At 39.1% G+C, this 17699-nt stretch carries 12 protein-coding genes and 1 other annotated feature; of the genes, 1 reads left to right on the forward strand and 11 read right to left on the reverse strand.

Annotated elements, in window-relative coordinates; genetic code table 11:
• From carB to NSQ74_RS21385, 10 genes are all read right to left on the reverse strand, one after another.
• Complete coding sequence (carB, locus tag NSQ74_RS21340) at positions 1-3198, reverse strand: carbamoyl-phosphate synthase large subunit (protein WP_340825960.1); 3198 nt, start codon at positions 3196-3198, stop codon at positions 1-3.
• Positions 3191-4291: a glutamine-hydrolyzing carbamoyl-phosphate synthase small subunit gene (gene carA, locus NSQ74_RS21345; RefSeq protein WP_340825961.1), complete on the reverse strand. Its 1101-nt coding sequence runs from the start codon at positions 4289-4291 to the stop codon at positions 3191-3193. Before carA ends, carB begins: the two co-directional genes overlap by 8 nt.
• The gene (locus tag NSQ74_RS21350) at positions 4291-5568 is read right to left on the reverse strand and encodes a dihydroorotase (RefSeq protein ID WP_340825962.1); all 1278 of its coding nucleotides are present in this window, start codon (positions 5566-5568) and stop codon (positions 4291-4293) included. Before NSQ74_RS21350 ends, carA begins: the two co-directional genes overlap by 1 nt.
• Before the next feature lies 1 nt (position 5569).
• Complete coding sequence (locus tag NSQ74_RS21355) at positions 5570-6448, reverse strand: aspartate carbamoyltransferase catalytic subunit (RefSeq protein ID WP_340825963.1); 879 nt, start codon at positions 6446-6448, stop codon at positions 5570-5572.
• A 206-nt stretch (positions 6449-6654) separates the two neighbouring features.
• The gene (locus NSQ74_RS21360; RefSeq protein WP_340825965.1) at positions 6655-7965 is read right to left on the reverse strand and encodes a solute carrier family 23 protein; all 1311 of its coding nucleotides are present in this window, start codon (positions 7963-7965) and stop codon (positions 6655-6657) included.
• A 20-nt stretch (positions 7966-7985) separates the two neighbouring features.
• Entirely contained in the window at positions 7986-8528 is a 543-nt protein-coding gene (gene pyrR / locus NSQ74_RS21365; RefSeq protein ID WP_340825966.1) for a bifunctional pyr operon transcriptional regulator/uracil phosphoribosyltransferase PyrR, read from the reverse strand.
• Between the two features lie 340 nt (positions 8529-8868).
• Positions 8869-9780, reverse strand: coding sequence for an RluA family pseudouridine synthase (locus tag NSQ74_RS21370; RefSeq protein WP_340825967.1), 912 nt, complete (start codon positions 9778-9780; stop codon positions 8869-8871).
• On the reverse strand, positions 9777-10256 hold the full coding sequence (gene lspA / locus NSQ74_RS21375) for a signal peptidase II (protein WP_340825968.1): 480 nt from the start codon (positions 10254-10256) through the stop codon (positions 9777-9779). Before lspA ends, NSQ74_RS21370 begins: the two co-directional genes overlap by 4 nt.
• A gap of 639 nt (positions 10257-10895) precedes the next feature.
• Complete coding sequence (locus NSQ74_RS21380) at positions 10896-12464, reverse strand: sodium/solute symporter (RefSeq protein ID WP_340825969.1); 1569 nt, start codon at positions 12462-12464, stop codon at positions 10896-10898.
• Positions 12465-12486: 22 nt separating this feature from the next.
• Positions 12487-12816, reverse strand: a complete 330-nt coding sequence (locus tag NSQ74_RS21385) for a hypothetical protein (RefSeq protein WP_340825970.1) — start codon at positions 12814-12816, stop codon at positions 12487-12489.
• A 245-nt stretch (positions 12817-13061) separates the two neighbouring features.
• Here NSQ74_RS21385 and NSQ74_RS21390 point away from each other — a divergent pair, with 245 nt between their 5' ends.
• Positions 13062-14240: an AraC family transcriptional regulator gene (locus NSQ74_RS21390; RefSeq protein WP_340825972.1), complete on the forward strand. Its 1179-nt coding sequence runs from the start codon at positions 13062-13064 to the stop codon at positions 14238-14240.
• A 179-nt stretch (positions 14241-14419) separates the two neighbouring features.
• On the opposite strand, the gene ileS is transcribed toward NSQ74_RS21390, so the two are convergent.
• Positions 14420-17188 (reverse strand): isoleucine--tRNA ligase, encoded by a 2769-nt coding sequence (gene ileS / locus NSQ74_RS21395; RefSeq protein ID WP_340825974.1) that lies wholly within the window; start codon positions 17186-17188, stop codon positions 14420-14422.
• Between the two features lie 200 nt (positions 17189-17388).
• Positions 17389-17611: a binding site (T-box leader), on the reverse strand.
• Positions 17612-17699: the final 88 nt, after the last annotated feature.

Here is a 17699-nt window from a genome sequence, read left to right on the forward strand (position 1 = left end):
TTAATGTACTACCTCCGCTTTCGGCATTTGTTCTGCTGTAAATGTCATTGATTCAATTACACGAAGCATTGCTTCTGCTGTATCTAATGACGTTAAGCAAGGTACACCATTTTCTACAGACTCACGACGAATTCGGAATCCATCACGAGCTGGTTGCTTGCCTTTTGTTAATGTGTTGACTACTAACTGAGCTTCACCATTTTGAATTAAGTCTAGTAACGTTTGTCCTTTTGCACCGATTTTACCTACTACATCTGTACGAACGCCAGCTGCTTCAAATGCTTGTGCTGTACCTTCTGTCGCTACAATGCGGTAGCCAACTGTTGAAAAACGTTTTGCAAGTGCAATTGCTTCTTCTTTATCCTTGTCAGATACAGTGAATAATACTGTGCCTTCTGTACGAATTTCCATGCCAGCTGCAACTAAGCCTTTGTAAAGGGCTTTTTCTAATGTTGCATCTTTACCCATTACTTCCCCTGTTGATTTCATTTCAGGTCCTAATGTGATGTCCACACGGCGTAATTTTGCGAATGAGAATACTGGTACTTTAACAAACACACCTTTTTGCTCTGCCGCTAAGCCAGTTGGATAGCCTTGCTCTACGATTGATTTACCAAGAATCGCTTTCGTTGCAATGTTAGCCATTGGAATGTTCGTAATTTTACTTAAGAACGGTACTGTACGAGATGAGCGAGGGTTTACCTCAATCACATACACTTCACCTTGTGAAATTACATATTGGATGTTCATTAAGCCGATGATGCCAAGTCCTTTTGCTAGACGAGTCGTGTAATCGACTAAAGTATCTTTTTGCGCTTGTGTTAATTTTTGTGGTGGGTATACAGAAATCGAGTCACCAGAGTGTACCCCTGCACGTTCGATATGCTCCATAATACCTGGGATTAATACATTTTCACCGTCACAAATCGCATCTACCTCAATTTCTTGACCCGTTAAGTAACGGTCAACTAAAACTGGGTGGTCAGGTGAAGCCTCAACAGCATTCTCCATATAATGTTGTAATTCTTCTTCGTTATAAACAATTTCCATTGCACGTCCACCAAGTACATATGAAGGGCGTACTAGCACTGGGAAGCCTAAGCGTTTACCAATCACAAGCGCTTCTTCTGTTGATACTGCTGTTTCACCTGGAGGCTGTGGAATGTCTAATGCATGTAAAGCTTGTTCAAATTTATCACGATTTTCAGCACGATCGATGTCTTCTAGCGATGTACCTAAAATTTTCACACCATTTGCAGCTATTTTATCAGCTAAGTTTATAGCTGTTTGACCGCCAAATTGTACAACTACGCCAATTGGTTGTTCTAAATCGATAATGTGCATTACGTCTTCAATCGTTAATGGCTCGAAGTATAACTTATCTGAAATCGAGAAGTCTGTTGATACTGTTTCTGGGTTTGAGTTAATAATAATTGCTTCATAGCCTGCTTCTTGGATAGCCCAAACTGAGTGCACTGTAGCGTAATCGAACTCTACCCCTTGACCGATACGGATTGGACCTGAGCCTAATACGATAACAGATGGTTTTTCAGACTTGATTGATTCATTTTCTTCCTCATAAGTGCCGTAGAAATAAGGTGTTTCTGATTCGAACTCTGCTGCACATGTGTCCACCATTTTATAGACAGGGATAATACCGTTTTCTTTACGGTATGCATAGATTGCTTCTGGCGTTGTATCCCAAAGCTCAGCAATTTTTTTATCTGCAAAGCCTAGACGTTTTGCAGTACGTAATACTTCTTTATCGTTTTTATGGTCAGCAAGTGTTTGCTCCATATCTACAATGTTTTTGAATTTATTTAAGAAGAATAAGTCGATTGCAGACCATTCATGAATTTGTTCGATTGTTACACCACGACGCAATGCTTCTCCGATGAAGAATAAGCGTTCATCGCCTGCTTTACGGATACGTTTTTCAATCCAAGAATCAGAGTTATCTTCAGCATGTTTCAACTCTAGATGAACTTGACCTGTTTCAAGAGAACGGACAGCTTTTAGCATTGCTTCCTCGAACGTACGACCAAGCGCCATAACTTCCCCAGTAGCCTTCATTTGTGTGCCTAGGTTACGTTTTGCAGATTCGAATTTATCGAATGGCCAGCGTGGAATTTTTGCTACGATATAGTCTAGTGCTGGCTCAAAGCAAGCATACGTTGAACCTGTCACTGGATTTTTTATTTCATCTAACGTTAAGCCTACTGCAATTTTTGCTGCCAGTTTCGCGATTGGGTAACCCGTTGCTTTTGATGCTAATGCAGATGAACGAGATACACGTGGGTTTACTTCGATTACATAGTAGTTGAAGCTATATGGATCAAGGGCTAACTGTACGTTACAGCCACCTTCAATTTTTAGTGCACGAATAATATCTAATGAGATATTACGTAACATTTGGTTTTCGCGGTCAGAAAGTGTTTGTGTTGGTGCTACTACGATTGAGTCACCTGTATGAATACCTACTGGATCGACATTTTCCATGTTACAAACAACGATCGCATTGTCAGCTGCATCACGCATTACTTCATATTCAATCTCTTTCAAGCCAGCGATTGATTTTTCAAGTAAACATTGTGTAACTGGCGAATATTTTAAACCTGATGTGACGATTTCCTCTAGGTCTTGGTCGTTATAACAAATACCGCCGCCTGTACCACCAAGTGTGAATGCAGGACGTACGATTACTGGGTAACCGATTTTTGCGACAAATTTTTTCGCTTCATCTAAGTTATGAATAATGTCTGATTCCGGTACTGGTGCACCTAGTTCGTACATTAAGTTCCGGAATAAATCACGGTCTTCTGCTTTATGGATAGCATCTAGTTTTGTACCAAGAATTTCGATATTTAGTTCATTTAAAATACCTGAGTTGTCTAACTCGATTGCCATATTTAAACCTGTTTGACCACCTAGTGTTGGTAGGATTGCATCTGGACGTTCTTTACGTAAAATGCGTGATACAAATTCAAGTGTGATTGGCTCAATGTAAACTTTGTCTGCAATTTCAGTATCTGTCATAATTGTTGCAGGGTTTGAGTTTATTAAAATAACGCGGTAGCCTTCTTCTTTTAATGAAAGACAAGCTTGTGTTCCTGCATAGTCAAATTCTGCTGCTTGTCCGATGACGATTGGGCCAGACCCGATTACTAAAATAGTTTCTATATCTGTACGTTTAGGCATGTTGTTTCCCCTTCCCTGCTTCTACTTCCATCATTTCAATGAATTCATCAAATAAGTGGTTTGAATCTTCTGGTCCTGGTGATGCTTCTGGGTGATATTGTACTGTGAAAATCGGATATTTCTTATGACGTACACCTTCACAAGTACCATCATTTAATGCGACATGTGTTAATTCTAAATCTGTATCTTTTAATGACTCAATATCGATTGCATAGCCATGGTTTTGAGATGTTATGTCTGTACGACCTGTGCGTAAATCTTTTACCGGGTGGTTACCTCCGCGGTGACCGAATGGTAATTTAAATGACTTCGCGCCACTCGCTAATGAGAAGATTTGATGACCTAAGCAAATACCGAACATTGGCACTTTTCCGATTAAATTGCGTACCGTTTCGATACCTTCTGCAACGTCTTCAGGATTTCCTGGGCCGTTTGACAGCATAATACCATCCGGATGCCATGCTAAAATTTCTGCTGCTGGTGTGTTGTAAGGTACGACTAGTACATCACAATCACGTTTATTTAATTCACGAAGAATACCATGCTTCATACCGTAGTCAATTAATACTACTCGTTTACCACGACCTGGTGATGGATAAGCAGCCTTTGGCGTTACTTCGCGAACATGATGCGTAATCGCTGGTGTCGCTTGTAGTTTTGCGACGATTTCTTCTACATTCACTTCTTCGTCAGCCGCAGTTAAAATCGCTTTAACAGATCCTTTGCTACGAATAATGCGTGTTAATTTACGTGTATCAATCCCTTCAATCCCTGGGATATCCTTTGATGTTAAATATTCATCAACTGTTAAATCACATCTGAAGTTTGACGGTGTTTTTGCTAGTTCGCGGACTACAAATCCACGAATTGCTGGCGTGATTGATTCGAAATCATCACGGTTAATACCGTAGTTACCGATAAGTGGGTATGTTAACGTTACGATTTGTCCGTAGAATGAAGGGTCTGAAATCGTTTCTTGATATCCTGTCATCCCTGTTGTGAATACGACCTCACCTTGTGAAGCTCGCTCGCTACCGAACGCTGTGCCTGTAAATACTGTGCCATCTTCTAAAATAAGTAAACGTTTTTTCATTACTCTGCCTCCTGGTATACGATATTGCCTTCAAAAATTGTTATTACTGGCCAACCTTTTGCGACCCAACCATTGAAAGGTGTATTGCGACCTTTTGATACAAAACCTTCTGCATCAATAGTTTGTTCTTTCTTTACATCAATTAAAACCATGTCCGCTGATGCACCAACTTGTAACGTTCCATATGGTAAGTCGAAAATTTGTGCTGCTTTCACAGTCATCCAATCTATCAATTGCTTTAAAGTCCATTTCCCTGTCTCAACAAATTGTGTATACAACAGTGGGAATGCTGTTTCAAAGCCGACGATGCCGAACGGTGCGCCAACCATACCACAACATTTTTCTTCTATTGTATGTGGTGCATGATCTGTTGCGATGCAGTCGATTGTGCCATCAAGTAGTGCTGCGTGTAGAGAATCTTTATCGTCTGCGCCGCGTAATGGTGGGTTCATTTTCCAGTTAGCATCATCGGATGGAATGTCCATCTCTTCAAGTAATAAGTGGTGTGGACAAACTTCAGCAGTGACACGAATACCTGCAGCTTTTGCATCACGTACTGCACGCACTGATTCTTTTGTTGATACGTGGCACACATGGTAGCGTGCGCCCGCAGCTTCTGCAAGAAGAACATCGCGCGCAATTTGAACAGATTCACAAATGGATGGAATACCCGGTAGTCCTAGTTCTTTATTGCGCTTGCCTTCATGCATGACACCATCATAAATTAATGAATTATCTTCACAGTGTGCTACAACAACCACGTTATGCTTTGCCGCATCCTGCATTTGTTCATACATCGTTGATGCTAATTGGATTCCTACTCCATCGTCTGAAAATGCTACAGCACCATGAGCTTTTAATTCCTCGATATCCGTACGAACTTCACCTGAAATGTCTTGTGTTAACGAGCCATATGGTAGTACGCGAATCACTGCGCTTTCTTGAATAAGACCGTTAATTAGTTGCATGTTTTCTACAGTGTCAGGCACTGGTTTCGTATTTGGCATTGCACAAATCGTTGTAAAACCACCTTTTGCTGCAGATGCAGAGCCTGTGGCAATTGTTTCTTTATGTTCAAAGCCTGGCTCACGCAAATGTGTGTGCACATCTACAAAGCCTGGAGCAACAACTAAACCGTTTCCTTCGATAATTTCCGCACCAGCTACATTGACATCTTGTCCAATGGCAGTAATTTTGCCATCTACCATGGCGATATTCACCGTATGCAGTTCACCTTGTTCATTTAACATTTGCACATTTTGAAGTACTTTTGTCATGTTATTCTCTCCCTTGTAAAATCGTTTCAATAATTGCCATGCGCGTATATACACCATTGCGAACTTGATCAAAAATTCGAGAACGTTCGCTTTCGACTAGCTCTGATGCAATTTCTACATCACGGTTAACTGGCGCTGGATGCATAATAATTGCCTTTTCCTTCATTTTCTTCTCACGTTCCACTGTCAATCCGTACTCTTCATGATAGCTTTCTTTTGAGAAGCTTTTATTTACTTTATGACGTTCATGTTGTACACGAAGTAACATAATGACATCGCTTATTTCGATTAAATCGTCCCAAGAATGATGTGCTTTAAAATCCCCTGCCCAATCTTCCGGGCAAAGAAAATGCACATTTGCTCCTAGTCGTTGTAACGCCGAAGCATTTGATTTCGCAACGCGACTATGAGATATATCCCCAGCGATTGTGATATTTAACCCTTCAAAAGAACCAAACTCTTTTTTTATCGTGTACAAATCCAGCAATGATTGTGATGGATGTTGACCAGCGCCATCTCCTGCGTTTATAACTGCAACATTAATGCCTTCTAGTAGCTCGTTATAATATTCATCTTCTTGTGCTCGGATAACGACCGCATCTATGCCAATCATTTCTAATGTTTTGACTGTATCGTACATTGTTTCTCCCTTTGTCACACTTGAAAAGCTTGCGTCGAACGGGATTACAGTACAGCCAACTTTCCGCTCTGCCATCTCAAAACTTGTTTTCGTTCGAGTACTCGGTTCAAAAAATAAGTTTGCAACGTTGTAAGCACGAGATAACGATGATGTTTCGCCATTTTCAAAAGCCTGCGCACGATGTAAAATGCTGCTAATCTCTTCAGTTGTTAAATGTTCCATTGATAATAAGTTCTTCATCATGTACCTCCATTAGATTGTGTGTCATGAACGTCTATGTATGACGTTCTTCATTATTTAAGTGTCTAAATAATGTAAAAGCCCCGCTGATGTCATCAGCGAGGCATAAGGAGGCGTGACAAACTATAGTAAGCTCTATGCCTACTTATCGCTTGTCCACTACTTCCCTTTTTTTGCCTCTCTGGACAATTCATTAAAAGGTACTACTATGAATTATTATTTTGATTGTAAGGTACTGGTAGATCGGCTTCTTTTTTACCAGGTAAAACCGCATTTAGCACAACTCCGATAATCGCTGCTAATGCCATACCTTCTAAACTTAGTGATTCTGTGACGATAAATTTCGCACCGCCGATACCTATTACTAGAATAACAGAGGCAATCACTAGGTTGCGGCTGTTGCCAAAGTCGACATGATTGTCTACTAACATACGAAGACCGCTTGAAGCGATGATACCGAACAGCAGAATGGAAACTCCGCCAAGAACAGCTGTTGGAATTGTTGCAATCACTGCCATTGCTTTCCCGAAGAATGACAGGAAAATCGCTACTACTGCCGCTCCTGCTATTACATACACACTGTAAACTCGTGTGATAGCAAGAACACCGATGTTTTCACCGTACGTTGTTTTTGGTGGACCACCAATGAATGCACTAACTAATGTCCCAAAGCCATCACCTAGTAATGAACGATGTAAGCCTGGTTCTTTAATATAATCGCGATTCACTACTTTTCCTAGCACGAGCTGGTGACCGATATGCTCTGAAATTGTTACAATGACAATCGGTACCATCGCTAGTAAAATCGTTGATGTAATCGTAAAGTCATAATCTACACCAGGAATGATGAAATGTGGTACTGCAAACATCTTTGCCTCTTTAATCGGTTCGAAGTTGACGATACCGATTAAAATGGAGTAAACATAGCCAACGATCAGGCCGATTAATATCGGCATTGTACTTAAAATCCCCTTAAAGAAGATTGTAAAAATAATTGCTGTAAATAGTGTGACAAGTGCTGCTGAGAAATGCAGTAAGTTATATTCTCCATCAACATTCATTGCCATGCCCACCGCTGTTCCTGATAAGCCAAGGCCGATAACCATAATAACAGGGCCTACTACGATTGGAGGAAGGATTTTCATAATCCATTTATAGCCGCTCTTCCAAATGATGAGTGACACAATGCCGTAGGTTACACCGACGGCCATTGCCCCTATCATGGCGTTACCTGGGTTGACACTTAAGCCATTGTCATCTAAACCGCCTGCGGCAAGTAAAATTGGTGCGATAAAGGCAAACGATGAGCCTAAATATGCTGGTACTTGAAACTTCGTTATTAATAGGAAGAACAATGTTGCAATTCCGCTTGTTAAAAGGGCAATTGCAGGGCTAAGGCCTACAAGCTGTGGTACTAAAATCGTTGACCCAAACATGGCAAACATATGTTGGAAACTTAATGTCACCAATTGGACTGGGGTCGGTTTGTCATTTACATCTAATACTGCCTTTGACATAACATTTCCTCACTTTATAGTTAGTCTTCTTTATAAATAATGACGCAATCTTCACCATCGACTTCAGTTAAATTGACAACGATGCGCTCTGTGCCAGATGTCGGAACATTTTTTCCAACATAGTCAGCTCGAATTGGTAGCTCTCGGTGTCCTCGATCAATCAACACTGCCAGTTGAATTTGTGCTGGTCTTCCTAAGTCCATTATGGCATCTAATGCAGCACGGACTGTTCGGCCTGTATATAGTACATCATCGACTAAAATAATTTTTTGGTTGGCAACTACATAATTGATATCCACTTGCTCGACATGAGCTTGCTCATTTTCATGCTTTGTCGATAAATCATCTCGGTAAAGAGTAATGTCAAGCTCCCCTGTACGAATGGCTTTACCTTCTATTTTTTCGATACGCTCCGCTAAGCGTCTCGCTAGAAAGGCACCGCGCGTTTTTATACCAACTAAAATACATTCATCAATGCCTTTATTACGTTCAATAATTTCATGTGCAATACGTGTTAATGCTCTTGTCATAGATGGCCCATCTAATAGCTCATTTTTTGACATCTTTTGTCCTCCTCTCTTGTATCTATTTTCAGTGTTGTCCATTATGCGCAACTTTTATTAGAGTATTACCTCTGGAAAGCTGTTTAGCACAATCGAATTGTTACGGGATGCTTCCTAAGTGGTAAAGCATCATTACAACGGCATAAAAAAACCTCTCGAGGCGAATAGCCTGAGAGGGTTGAGTACGTGTTTAAATAGCATGTTGGAAAAATTTGCAGCACAAATTTTAGCAACACGTTCACATGTACCTTCTCAGCCTCTCTGGACTGCCATTAAAGGTGAATATTAAGTTAAAGTCATTCATTCACTTTCGTTAGTATAGACCTTCTTTAAATATTCGTCAATCCTTATTTCGTAATTCATCTAATAATTGTACATAATCAACAGGAAGTGGTGCTTCAAACTCCATATATTCGCCTGTTGTAGGATGATTGAATCCTAAAACTCCTGCATGTAATACTTGTCCACCAAAATCAATTGTCTTTCTCGGTCCATATTTTGGATCACCAACAAGAGGGAATCCAATATAATTCATATGCACACGAATTTGGTGTGTACGGCCCGTTTCAAGACGACATTCTACTAGTGTGTATTCACCGAGACGTTCAATAACTTGGAAGTGTGTTACTGCATGTTTACCTTTATCAACAACTGCTTGTTTTTGACGATCCTTTTGGTCACGACCAATCGGTGCGTCAATTGTCCCTTTATCATGTGCAATATGTCCATGAACAAGAGCTGTATATTTACGCGTTACTGTTTTTTTAACAAGTTGATCGACTAATGATTCATGCGCAACATCATTTTTTGCTACCATCAGTAAACCGGATGTATCTTTATCGATACGGTGTACAATACCAGGGCGTAAAATACCATTAATGCCCGATAAATCTTTACAGTGATACATTAAACCATTTACAAGTGTACCTGCCATATGACCAGGTGCTGGATGGACAACCATACCCTTTGGTTTGTTAACAACGAGCACATCTGCGTCCTCATAAACAATTTCAAGTGCTAGGTTTTCAGCAATTACATCTAATGGCTCTGCTTCTGGCACGATGATTTCTACAACATCGCCTGCTTTTACCTTATATTTCGCTTTAACTGTCTCACTATTTACTTTGACAATTCCTTCTGTAATCCAATTGCTAATTTGTGTACGAGACCACTCTGTCTGTATACTTGAAATCGCTTTGTCAATGCGCTCTCCTTGCTGTTGTTCTTCGATTGTATATAATACTTGCGTCATTGTTTCACCTGTTTCTTTTCTTTTTTATCTTCGGCGATTAAACCAATCATTAATACGACAACGGCAATTGTTAATGCTGCATCCGCAATATTAAAAATTGGGAAATCGTAATTCATAATAGGGATTAATACGTCGACAAAATCTACTACTTCTCCTCTAAATAAACGGTCAATAAAGTTACCAATGGCGCCGCCCAATAAAAGCATTAAACCCACTTGAAAAAGAGGCTTGCCCTTTGCTTCTTTGTGATAAAAGTAAATGATGGCACAAATAACGCCTATTGTTACAATAGAAAACAACCACATTTGCCCCTCAAGCATTCCCCATGCTGCCCCTCTATTACGATGAGATAAAATGCCAAACCATGGATCCCATACGGAAATGCGCTCACCAAACTCCATATTTTTCACAATTAGCCATTTTGTCCATTGATCTAAAATAATCACAAAAGCGGCCAATCCATAATATTTATACACAGCTATTCCTCCGATCACTCAACATCTAACCTATTCTACCATAAGAGCTTATATAGCAATAACTAATATAACATGAAAATATGACGGAAACACAAGGCTGCGGTCCAAAAGTAATAATCGGAGTGCTTAATCAATCGTTCAGTCAATAAAATCACATAAACGCCATGCCTTGTCCAAAAAAAGTTCAATAAGTTGTCCCCTATTTTAGACGTCTTCTACGCAAAATAGGAAGCCGTTGATTTCCGTTCTAGACGCTCCCTTTTCGCAGGCACGGCTCCAACTAATTTTTGCGGCTTCTGCCGCAAAAATGGATTTTCCGCTCGTGCTGTTCCTGCAGGAGTGTCGCGCCTTCCAGTCTAGTATCGCCTGCTAATAAAATATACTGCTCCTAAAAAATACATGAGGTGATGATAACTCTTTTTGCGTTTCCTCACAAAAGTATCTGTGTTGGGACTTGCCTCGTGAAAAATATCCAACTTTGCATAGTCCAATAGACAATTGCGGACACATTACTTTAAAAGAAGCATTAATTGATTGACTCAAAATAAAAAGACAGTAGACCAACTCAAACTTCTTTGAGTTAATCTACCGTCTAAGTTGTTACAATCTATTACTAAATAGTGAAAGTTGTATCAGGACTTATGCAGTTTCAGATTCTTTCGAGTGTACGCGCTTCATAAAATCATTTACATCAGCAGGTACTTTACGATCTAACAATGACACAATAATGACAGAAAGGAAACCTACTGGTACTGTTACAATACCTGGGATTTTAAATTGTAGGAAACTCGGCAGTGTTCCTGGTAAGAAAATCATCCACATGGACACAACAAGGCCAATCACCAATCCAGCAATAGCTCCTTTTTCTGTCATACCTCTCCACCAAATACCTAATATAAAAATCGGTGTAAATGTACTCGCAGCAACCGTAAATGCTAAAGCGACTAAATGACCGATCGATGCATCCTTAACGAGTAAACCTAGTCCACCATAAAGAATACCTAAAATAACAATGGCTACTTTTCCGGCAACTACTCGCTGTTTTTGCGTAATATCTTTTTTCATAAAGCTAGCGTATAAATCATGTGCTAATGCGCCCGAGCTTGTAATGAATAGTCCTGATAAATTAGAGAAGATTGCAGCGAATGCCCCTGCAATAACAAGACCGAGAAGCCAATCGCCTCCTAAGGCAAGCGCAGTTGTTGGAATAACCATGTTATTGCCACCAAGTACTAAATCTCTCATCACTTCTTCACTTGCACTACCTGAAATGAAAATAGCACGGCCAACAACGCCTAAAAATACTGCTAACAAGAAGAACGTACTGGCAATTCCGATGGCCATCAAAGCGGATTTACGGGCAGCCTTAGCACTTGGATTCGTATAAAAACGCAATAAAATATGCGGTAATCCAATAGTACCTAGCGCTAAACCGATTGTCATACTTATCGTTTGCCAAAACGTCGGGAAATAAAAGCCTGTCCCTGTCCATGCCGCACCATCAAAATTGATATCACTACCATCCAATGCATAAGGTGATGTACCTGTAATCGGACCATTAAAGGAATTGATGGCTGCTAAAATTTTATCGTAATGCAAGCCCCCATACATTGCTGCAACTAGCATTACAATGAATGCTCCTAGACGAATCCAAAGCTCTAATGCTTGGTTAATTGTCGTCCCTTTCATTCCGCCTATTCCTACGTAGAAAATCATCACTACACATGTAAAGATAATACCGAATTCATAGGATGTACCAAAAAACATACTTAATATTTGTGCTGCTCCTAACAGCTGTGGTGCCGCATAGAAGCCTGAAATCGCTAAAACAACAATTACTGCAGCTAAACGAGCTCGTCTACTATGGAAGCGATAGGCTAAAAAGTCTGCCACAGTAAATGCTCCAAAACGTCTTAATGGCCCCGCAACAAAAATGGCTAATAGCGTCAAGCCAATTGAGAAGCAAAATGCATAATAGGCACCATCATAGCCTAGCTGAAATGTTAAACCAGCAATCCCTAAAAATGTAGCTGCACTTAAGTAGTCTCCCCCAATAGCTGATCCATTCGTAAACCATCCAAAGCTCCGTCCCCCAACGAAGAAATCAGATGCCGTTGTATTTTTTTTCGTTAAATACGTAATGTACACAATGGTTCCCATTAGTGCAATTGTCAACAACATTTTAGGTTCTAAAATCGTCTCAATCATTCAACCTACCCCCTGTAGTGAACTACTTATTTGACATTTCATATTTTTTCAAGCGCTTTTCATACAAAGTCGTATGGACATATGCAATAACAAATGCCATCACCATCATGACAATTGTTGTGACAAACCAAGTTACAGTCATGCCTCCCCATACTTTCTTAAATGCAATTTCAGGAGCAAACCAATTCATTACTGGGATACTAAAAATTAAAATAAAATAAAATACCGTTAAGCTAAAGCCTGTAGTAAACTCATCCTTCATAATTTTATGCGTCGTCGGATCTAACGGTGGCAACTCTCTGACATCCACAGTTCCAGCTTCCACATACTCATAATCATGACTCCCCGCCATATTACTAACCCCCTTTAGTCTAGGTGAATAATTATCTGAAATTTCAAATTATTATTCACTACAACTATTCTATTCTATTTTTCTAATAATATAGGTACAATATTTTGCTGTATTAGTACAAAATATTGCTATTTTAAGTTAAAATACTTTTATCAATCTTCTTTTTATTTTTTGATTTTAGAAAGGGGCTGTTTAGCATTTTAAGCGTCGTATGGTACGTTGAGAATTCAATTGAAAAACAGCAAATGATAGGATGGCTAGAAGAGTTTCTCCCAAATACATTTACTGAATGTACACAACCGAGTACACAAGAGGTGGCAATTTTCGTCTATGAAATTAACCATTTATTTGATTGGGTTAAGGTCAAACGATTAAAGAAAAATTATCCTAATAGTATTATTGTCCCTATTGTTGCAGTACACTTAACCTATTCAGCAGGTATTGCCATTGAATTAAATTTACTAGCACTTCTTATTAAACCTTTGCAAAAACAAAAATTTTTACGAATTGTAAAAAAGCTTTATACATCCTATAAAGATCAGCAAGCAAGTACCGTTACGATGCTTGAGCTATCACAACAAATCCCACACAATCATACGTCACCATTTCGCGAAGCTTTTTTGAGACGACTCATACGGGGTGAAATTAATAACGAACAGGAAATTGTCCAAGCTTCTTCATTTTTATCAACTGACTGTATTCCAAATATCGTTTTTTTAATCCAAGGCTATGTAGATGCTCAGCAAAACCGACCGATACTGTACGATGCAAGTAGTGTAATTACCAAAGTCTTTCGTCAGCATTTTTCGGACAAAGCACCCCTGTCCTTTTTAAATTTCGAGCGTTACTTATTATTGCTGATGCGAATTCCCCATACGTATACATCATTTAAACATTGGTCAGATGGTGTCACCACTTTATTGACCGTTATCGAGCTTTTAAAAAGAGATTATAATATCCACCTTTTTATAGGAATTGGTGGTGTGTTTTTGCAATCTTTGCAAGTTAAAGAATCCTACAGTCAGGCTAGAAAAGCACGTAGAAAGCCACCTGTAGATAATATTCATATACGATTTTATGAGGACTTAACGAAGCATGAACAGCTACAAAAGGCTATTCAATATATTGAGGACCATTATGATGAGCAACTAATTATTAGTGATGTCGCCAAATCAATTAATTTTAGTCCTACTCATTTTAGTCGCTTATTTAAAAAAGAGACTGGTCGTAATTTTGTTGATTATGTAGCGTATACTCGCATAATTAAAACACTCCCTTATTTACGGAAATTTGACTACACTATTGAAAAAATTTCAGCAAGTTCTGGCTTTAATACACCCAATTATTACAGTCTTACATTTAAAAAATATGTAGGGATTTCTCCAACTGACTACCGCAATACAATCGAAATATTGTTTAAGTAAATATACTGAATGCTCGGTTTTCAAAACAGCTTCGTGCAGACACCCTCGCTTACTTCCTATTCAACGTTACTTTCCACTATCGTACTTAACTTTAGATCGGTATGTTCACAGCTATCCATTCATATAAAAAATGAGCAGTCGATTTCATCATCGACTACTCATTTTTATTTCATGAAATTTTATACGTAATACTTTTCAACAACTTCTGCACAACGAGCACATACTGTTGGTTGCGCTTCATTTGTTCCAACTGTTGCAGAAATTGACCAACAACGCTCACATTTCTCACCTGTTGCTTTTTCAACAACAATTGATACATGTTCTAAAGCTAGCGCTTCAGCAGGAGCTGATTCAATTGGTGCTACCTCAAAAGCAGAAACGATTGAAAGCTGAGCAAAATCAATGTTTGCATCATTCAATAATGCTAATACTTCTGGTTTTGCATAAACTGTTACTTTCGCTTCAAGAGACTTACCGATTGTTTTAGCATTTCGAGCTTCTTCTAATGCTTTTAAAATATCATCACGTACATCGATAATTGTTTCCCATTTTTCACGTAACTCATCGAAGTTTGCTTGCTCAACTACAGATGGGAAATCCGTTAATTGAACTGATACCTCTTCGACAACACCTTGTGCGTGTAAATAAGACCAAACTTCATCTGTTGTATGTGGAATGATTGGTGTCATGATTTTTACTAATGTCATTAATGTATCGTAAATAACCGTTTGCATTGCACGACGATCGTGATTGTCATGACCTTCAATATAAACAACGTCTTTTGCGATGTCTAAGTAGAATGAAGATAGTTCTACAGCAACAAAGTTATTAACTGCATGGTAGACAGCAGCAAAATCATAACGATCATAAGCGCTACGAACTGTTTTTAATACATCTTGTAGACGCATGTAAATGTATTGATCCATTTCACGTAAATCCGCATATGGTACACGGTCTTTCAATGGATTGAAATCAGCTACATTGCCGTGTAAGAAACGGAATGTATTACGGATTTTACGGTAAACTTCAGATACTTGCTTTAACATATCCATTGAAATACGAACATCGGCAGTATAATCTACAGAAGCTACCCATAGGCGTAAAATATCAGCACCGTATTGATCCATTACCTTTTGTGGAATAATTACATTTCCTAGTGATTTACTCATTTTGCGACCATCGCCATCTAGAACGAAACCATGCGTTAATAGACCTTTATATGGTGCATAGCCATTAATCGCCACAGACGTAATTAACGACGAGTTAAACCAACCACGATGTTGGTCAGATCCTTCTAAGTAAAGATCAGCTGGATATTTCATACCACGTTCAACTAGCACACCTTGGTGAGATGATCCTGAGTCAAACCATACGTCCATAATGTCGTTTTCTTTCGTGAATTCACCATTTGGACTACCTGGATGTGTAAAGCCTTCTGGTAATAATTCTTTAGCCGTCATTTGGAACCAAATATTTGATCCATGCTCACGGAATAATGTAGAAATACGTGCAATTGTTTCTGGCGTAATAATCGGCTCACCATTTTCAGCATAAAAAATTGGAATTGGTACACCCCATGCACGTTGACGAGAAATAACCCAGTCTCCACGATCACGAATCATATTATAAAGACGTGTTTCGCCCCAAGAAGGTGTGAATGTTGTCGATTTTACCGCTTCTAATAATTCATCACGGAAAGCATCGATTGACGCAAACCATTGTGGTGTAGCACGATAAATTACTGGTTTTTTTGTACGCCAGTCATGTGGATAAGAGTGCGTAAAGAAGTTTAGTTTTTCTAATGCGCCAACTTCTTCTAATTTAGCAGTAACCATTTTGTTTGCATCATTGTAGAAAACACCTTCAAAGCCTGGTGCTTCGTCAGTATAACAACCACTGTTATCCACTGGACTTAGAATTGGTAAACCGTATAACTTACCAATTTGATAGTCATCTTCACCGTGTCCTGGAGCAGTATGAACACAGCCAGTACCCGCCTCAGCAGTAACGTGTTCACCGACCATTACAAGGGACTCACGGTCGTAGAATGGATGTTGTGCTACGATGCGATCTAATGCTTCTCCTTTTACTTCTTGGATAACTTCATAAGTTTCCCAATCAAGCTCTTTTGCAACTGTTTCAAGCAATTCTTTCGCAATAATGAATTTTTTATCCGCTACTGCAACAACAACATAAATGAATTCCGGATTTAAAGAAATCCCTAAGTTCGCTGGTAATGTCCAAGGTGTAGTAGTCCAAATAATAAATTTCGCATCAGCTGGGACAACACCTTTTGCATCTTTAATCGCAAAGCTAACATAAATAGAAGCTGATTTTACATCTTTATATTCAATTTCAGCCTCTGCTAATGCAGATTCTGAAGATGGTGACCAATACACGGGTTTTAAGCCTTTATAAATATAGCCTTTTTCAGCCATTTTACCGAACACTTCAATTTGTCGTGCTTCAAATTCTGGTTTTAACGTAATATATGGGTTTTCCCAATCACCACGAATACCTAAACGACGGAATTGCTCACGCTGATTGTCGATTTGTTCATATGCATATTTTTCGCAAAGCTCGCGGAATTCAGCAATAGACATTTCTTTACGTTTTACACCTTTGTTCGTTAAAGCTTGCTCGATTGGTAAACCATGTGTATCCCATCCAGGAATATAGTTGACATGGAAACCTGTCATTGAGCGATGACGTGTGATCATATCTTTCAGCACTTTATTTAAGGCGTGACCAATATGGATATCACCATTTGCATATGGAGGGCCATCATGTAGAACATATTCAGGGCGACCTGCTGTACGCTCCATTTGTAGTTTATTGATGTCCATCTCATTCCATTTTTCTTGCATTTTTGGTTCATTCGCTGGTAAATTTCCGCGCATTGGAAAATCTGTTTTCGGCATTAGTAACGTTTCTTTATATTCAACCATTTGTTAATTCCTCCTTTATTTTTTTGCAAACAGAGAACAATTGCTAAGCATTTGATTACATTCGACAGATTTTTGTAAGTCCCAAGCAAAGGTAAACAGAACACAACTTGTGCCAATCATTTAAATTACGCCTTTTTGCTATACTTTCCTAGTGACACGCAAAACAATCCATTAACAACAAAAAAAGCCCCTCAATCCCTGTAAGGGACGAGAAGCTTGAACTCGCGGTACCACCCTAGTTGTAGTACATAATTGTACTACCGCTTGAAAGCACGTTAACGTTGTGCGCTCCGAAATAACTTACTAAACGTTCAGTTATTTAGCTCAGAAGTGATTTTCTTTGTTATTTGCTTGTCTGGGCTCACACTATCCCCAAATCGCTTTACTACACCTAACAAATACTGTCTTCGTCTCTGCCTATATGCATATCTGTTCTTATTTAATTACTATTACAATAGTATATGGAAATCCATGTATGGCGTCAAGTCATATTCATTACATGACTACGTCA

Origin of the sequence: Lysinibacillus sp. FSL W8-0992 (assembly GCF_038008685.1) — a bacterium.
Taxonomy (GTDB): Bacteria; Bacillota; Bacilli; order Bacillales_A; family Planococcaceae; genus Lysinibacillus.

Bases quoted from the DNA above. Each gene is read 5' to 3' on its own strand.
- NSQ74_RS21370 (WP_340825967.1), bottom strand. From the start codon at position 9,780: ATGACGCAAGTATTATATACAATCGAAGAACAACAGCAAGGAGAGCGC.
- NSQ74_RS21390 (WP_340825972.1), top strand. From the start codon at position 13,062: ATGATAGGATGGCTAGAAGAGTTTCTCCCAAATACATTTACTGAATGT.
- NSQ74_RS21360 (WP_340825965.1), bottom strand. From the start codon at position 7,965: ATGTCAAAGGCAGTATTAGATGTAAATGACAAACCGACCCCAGTCCAA.
- NSQ74_RS21380 (WP_340825969.1), bottom strand. From the start codon at position 12,464: ATGATTGAGACGATTTTAGAACCTAAAATGTTGTTGACAATTGCACTA.
- ileS (WP_340825974.1), bottom strand. From the start codon at position 17,188: ATGGTTGAATATAAAGAAACGTTACTAATGCCGAAAACAGATTTTCCA.
- carB (WP_340825960.1), bottom strand. From the start codon at position 3,198: ATGCCTAAACGTACAGATATAGAAACTATTTTAGTAATCGGGTCTGGC.
- pyrR (WP_340825966.1), bottom strand. From the start codon at position 8,528: ATGTCAAAAAATGAGCTATTAGATGGGCCATCTATGACAAGAGCATTA.
- NSQ74_RS21350 (WP_340825962.1), bottom strand. From the start codon at position 5,568: ATGACAAAAGTACTTCAAAATGTGCAAATGTTAAATGAACAAGGTGAA.
- carA (WP_340825961.1), bottom strand. From the start codon at position 4,291: ATGAAAAAACGTTTACTTATTTTAGAAGATGGCACAGTATTTACAGGC.
- NSQ74_RS21355 (WP_340825963.1), bottom strand. From the start codon at position 6,448: ATGAAGAACTTATTATCAATGGAACATTTAACAACTGAAGAGATTAGC.
- NSQ74_RS21385 (WP_340825970.1), bottom strand. From the start codon at position 12,816: ATGGCGGGGAGTCATGATTATGAGTATGTGGAAGCTGGAACTGTGGAT.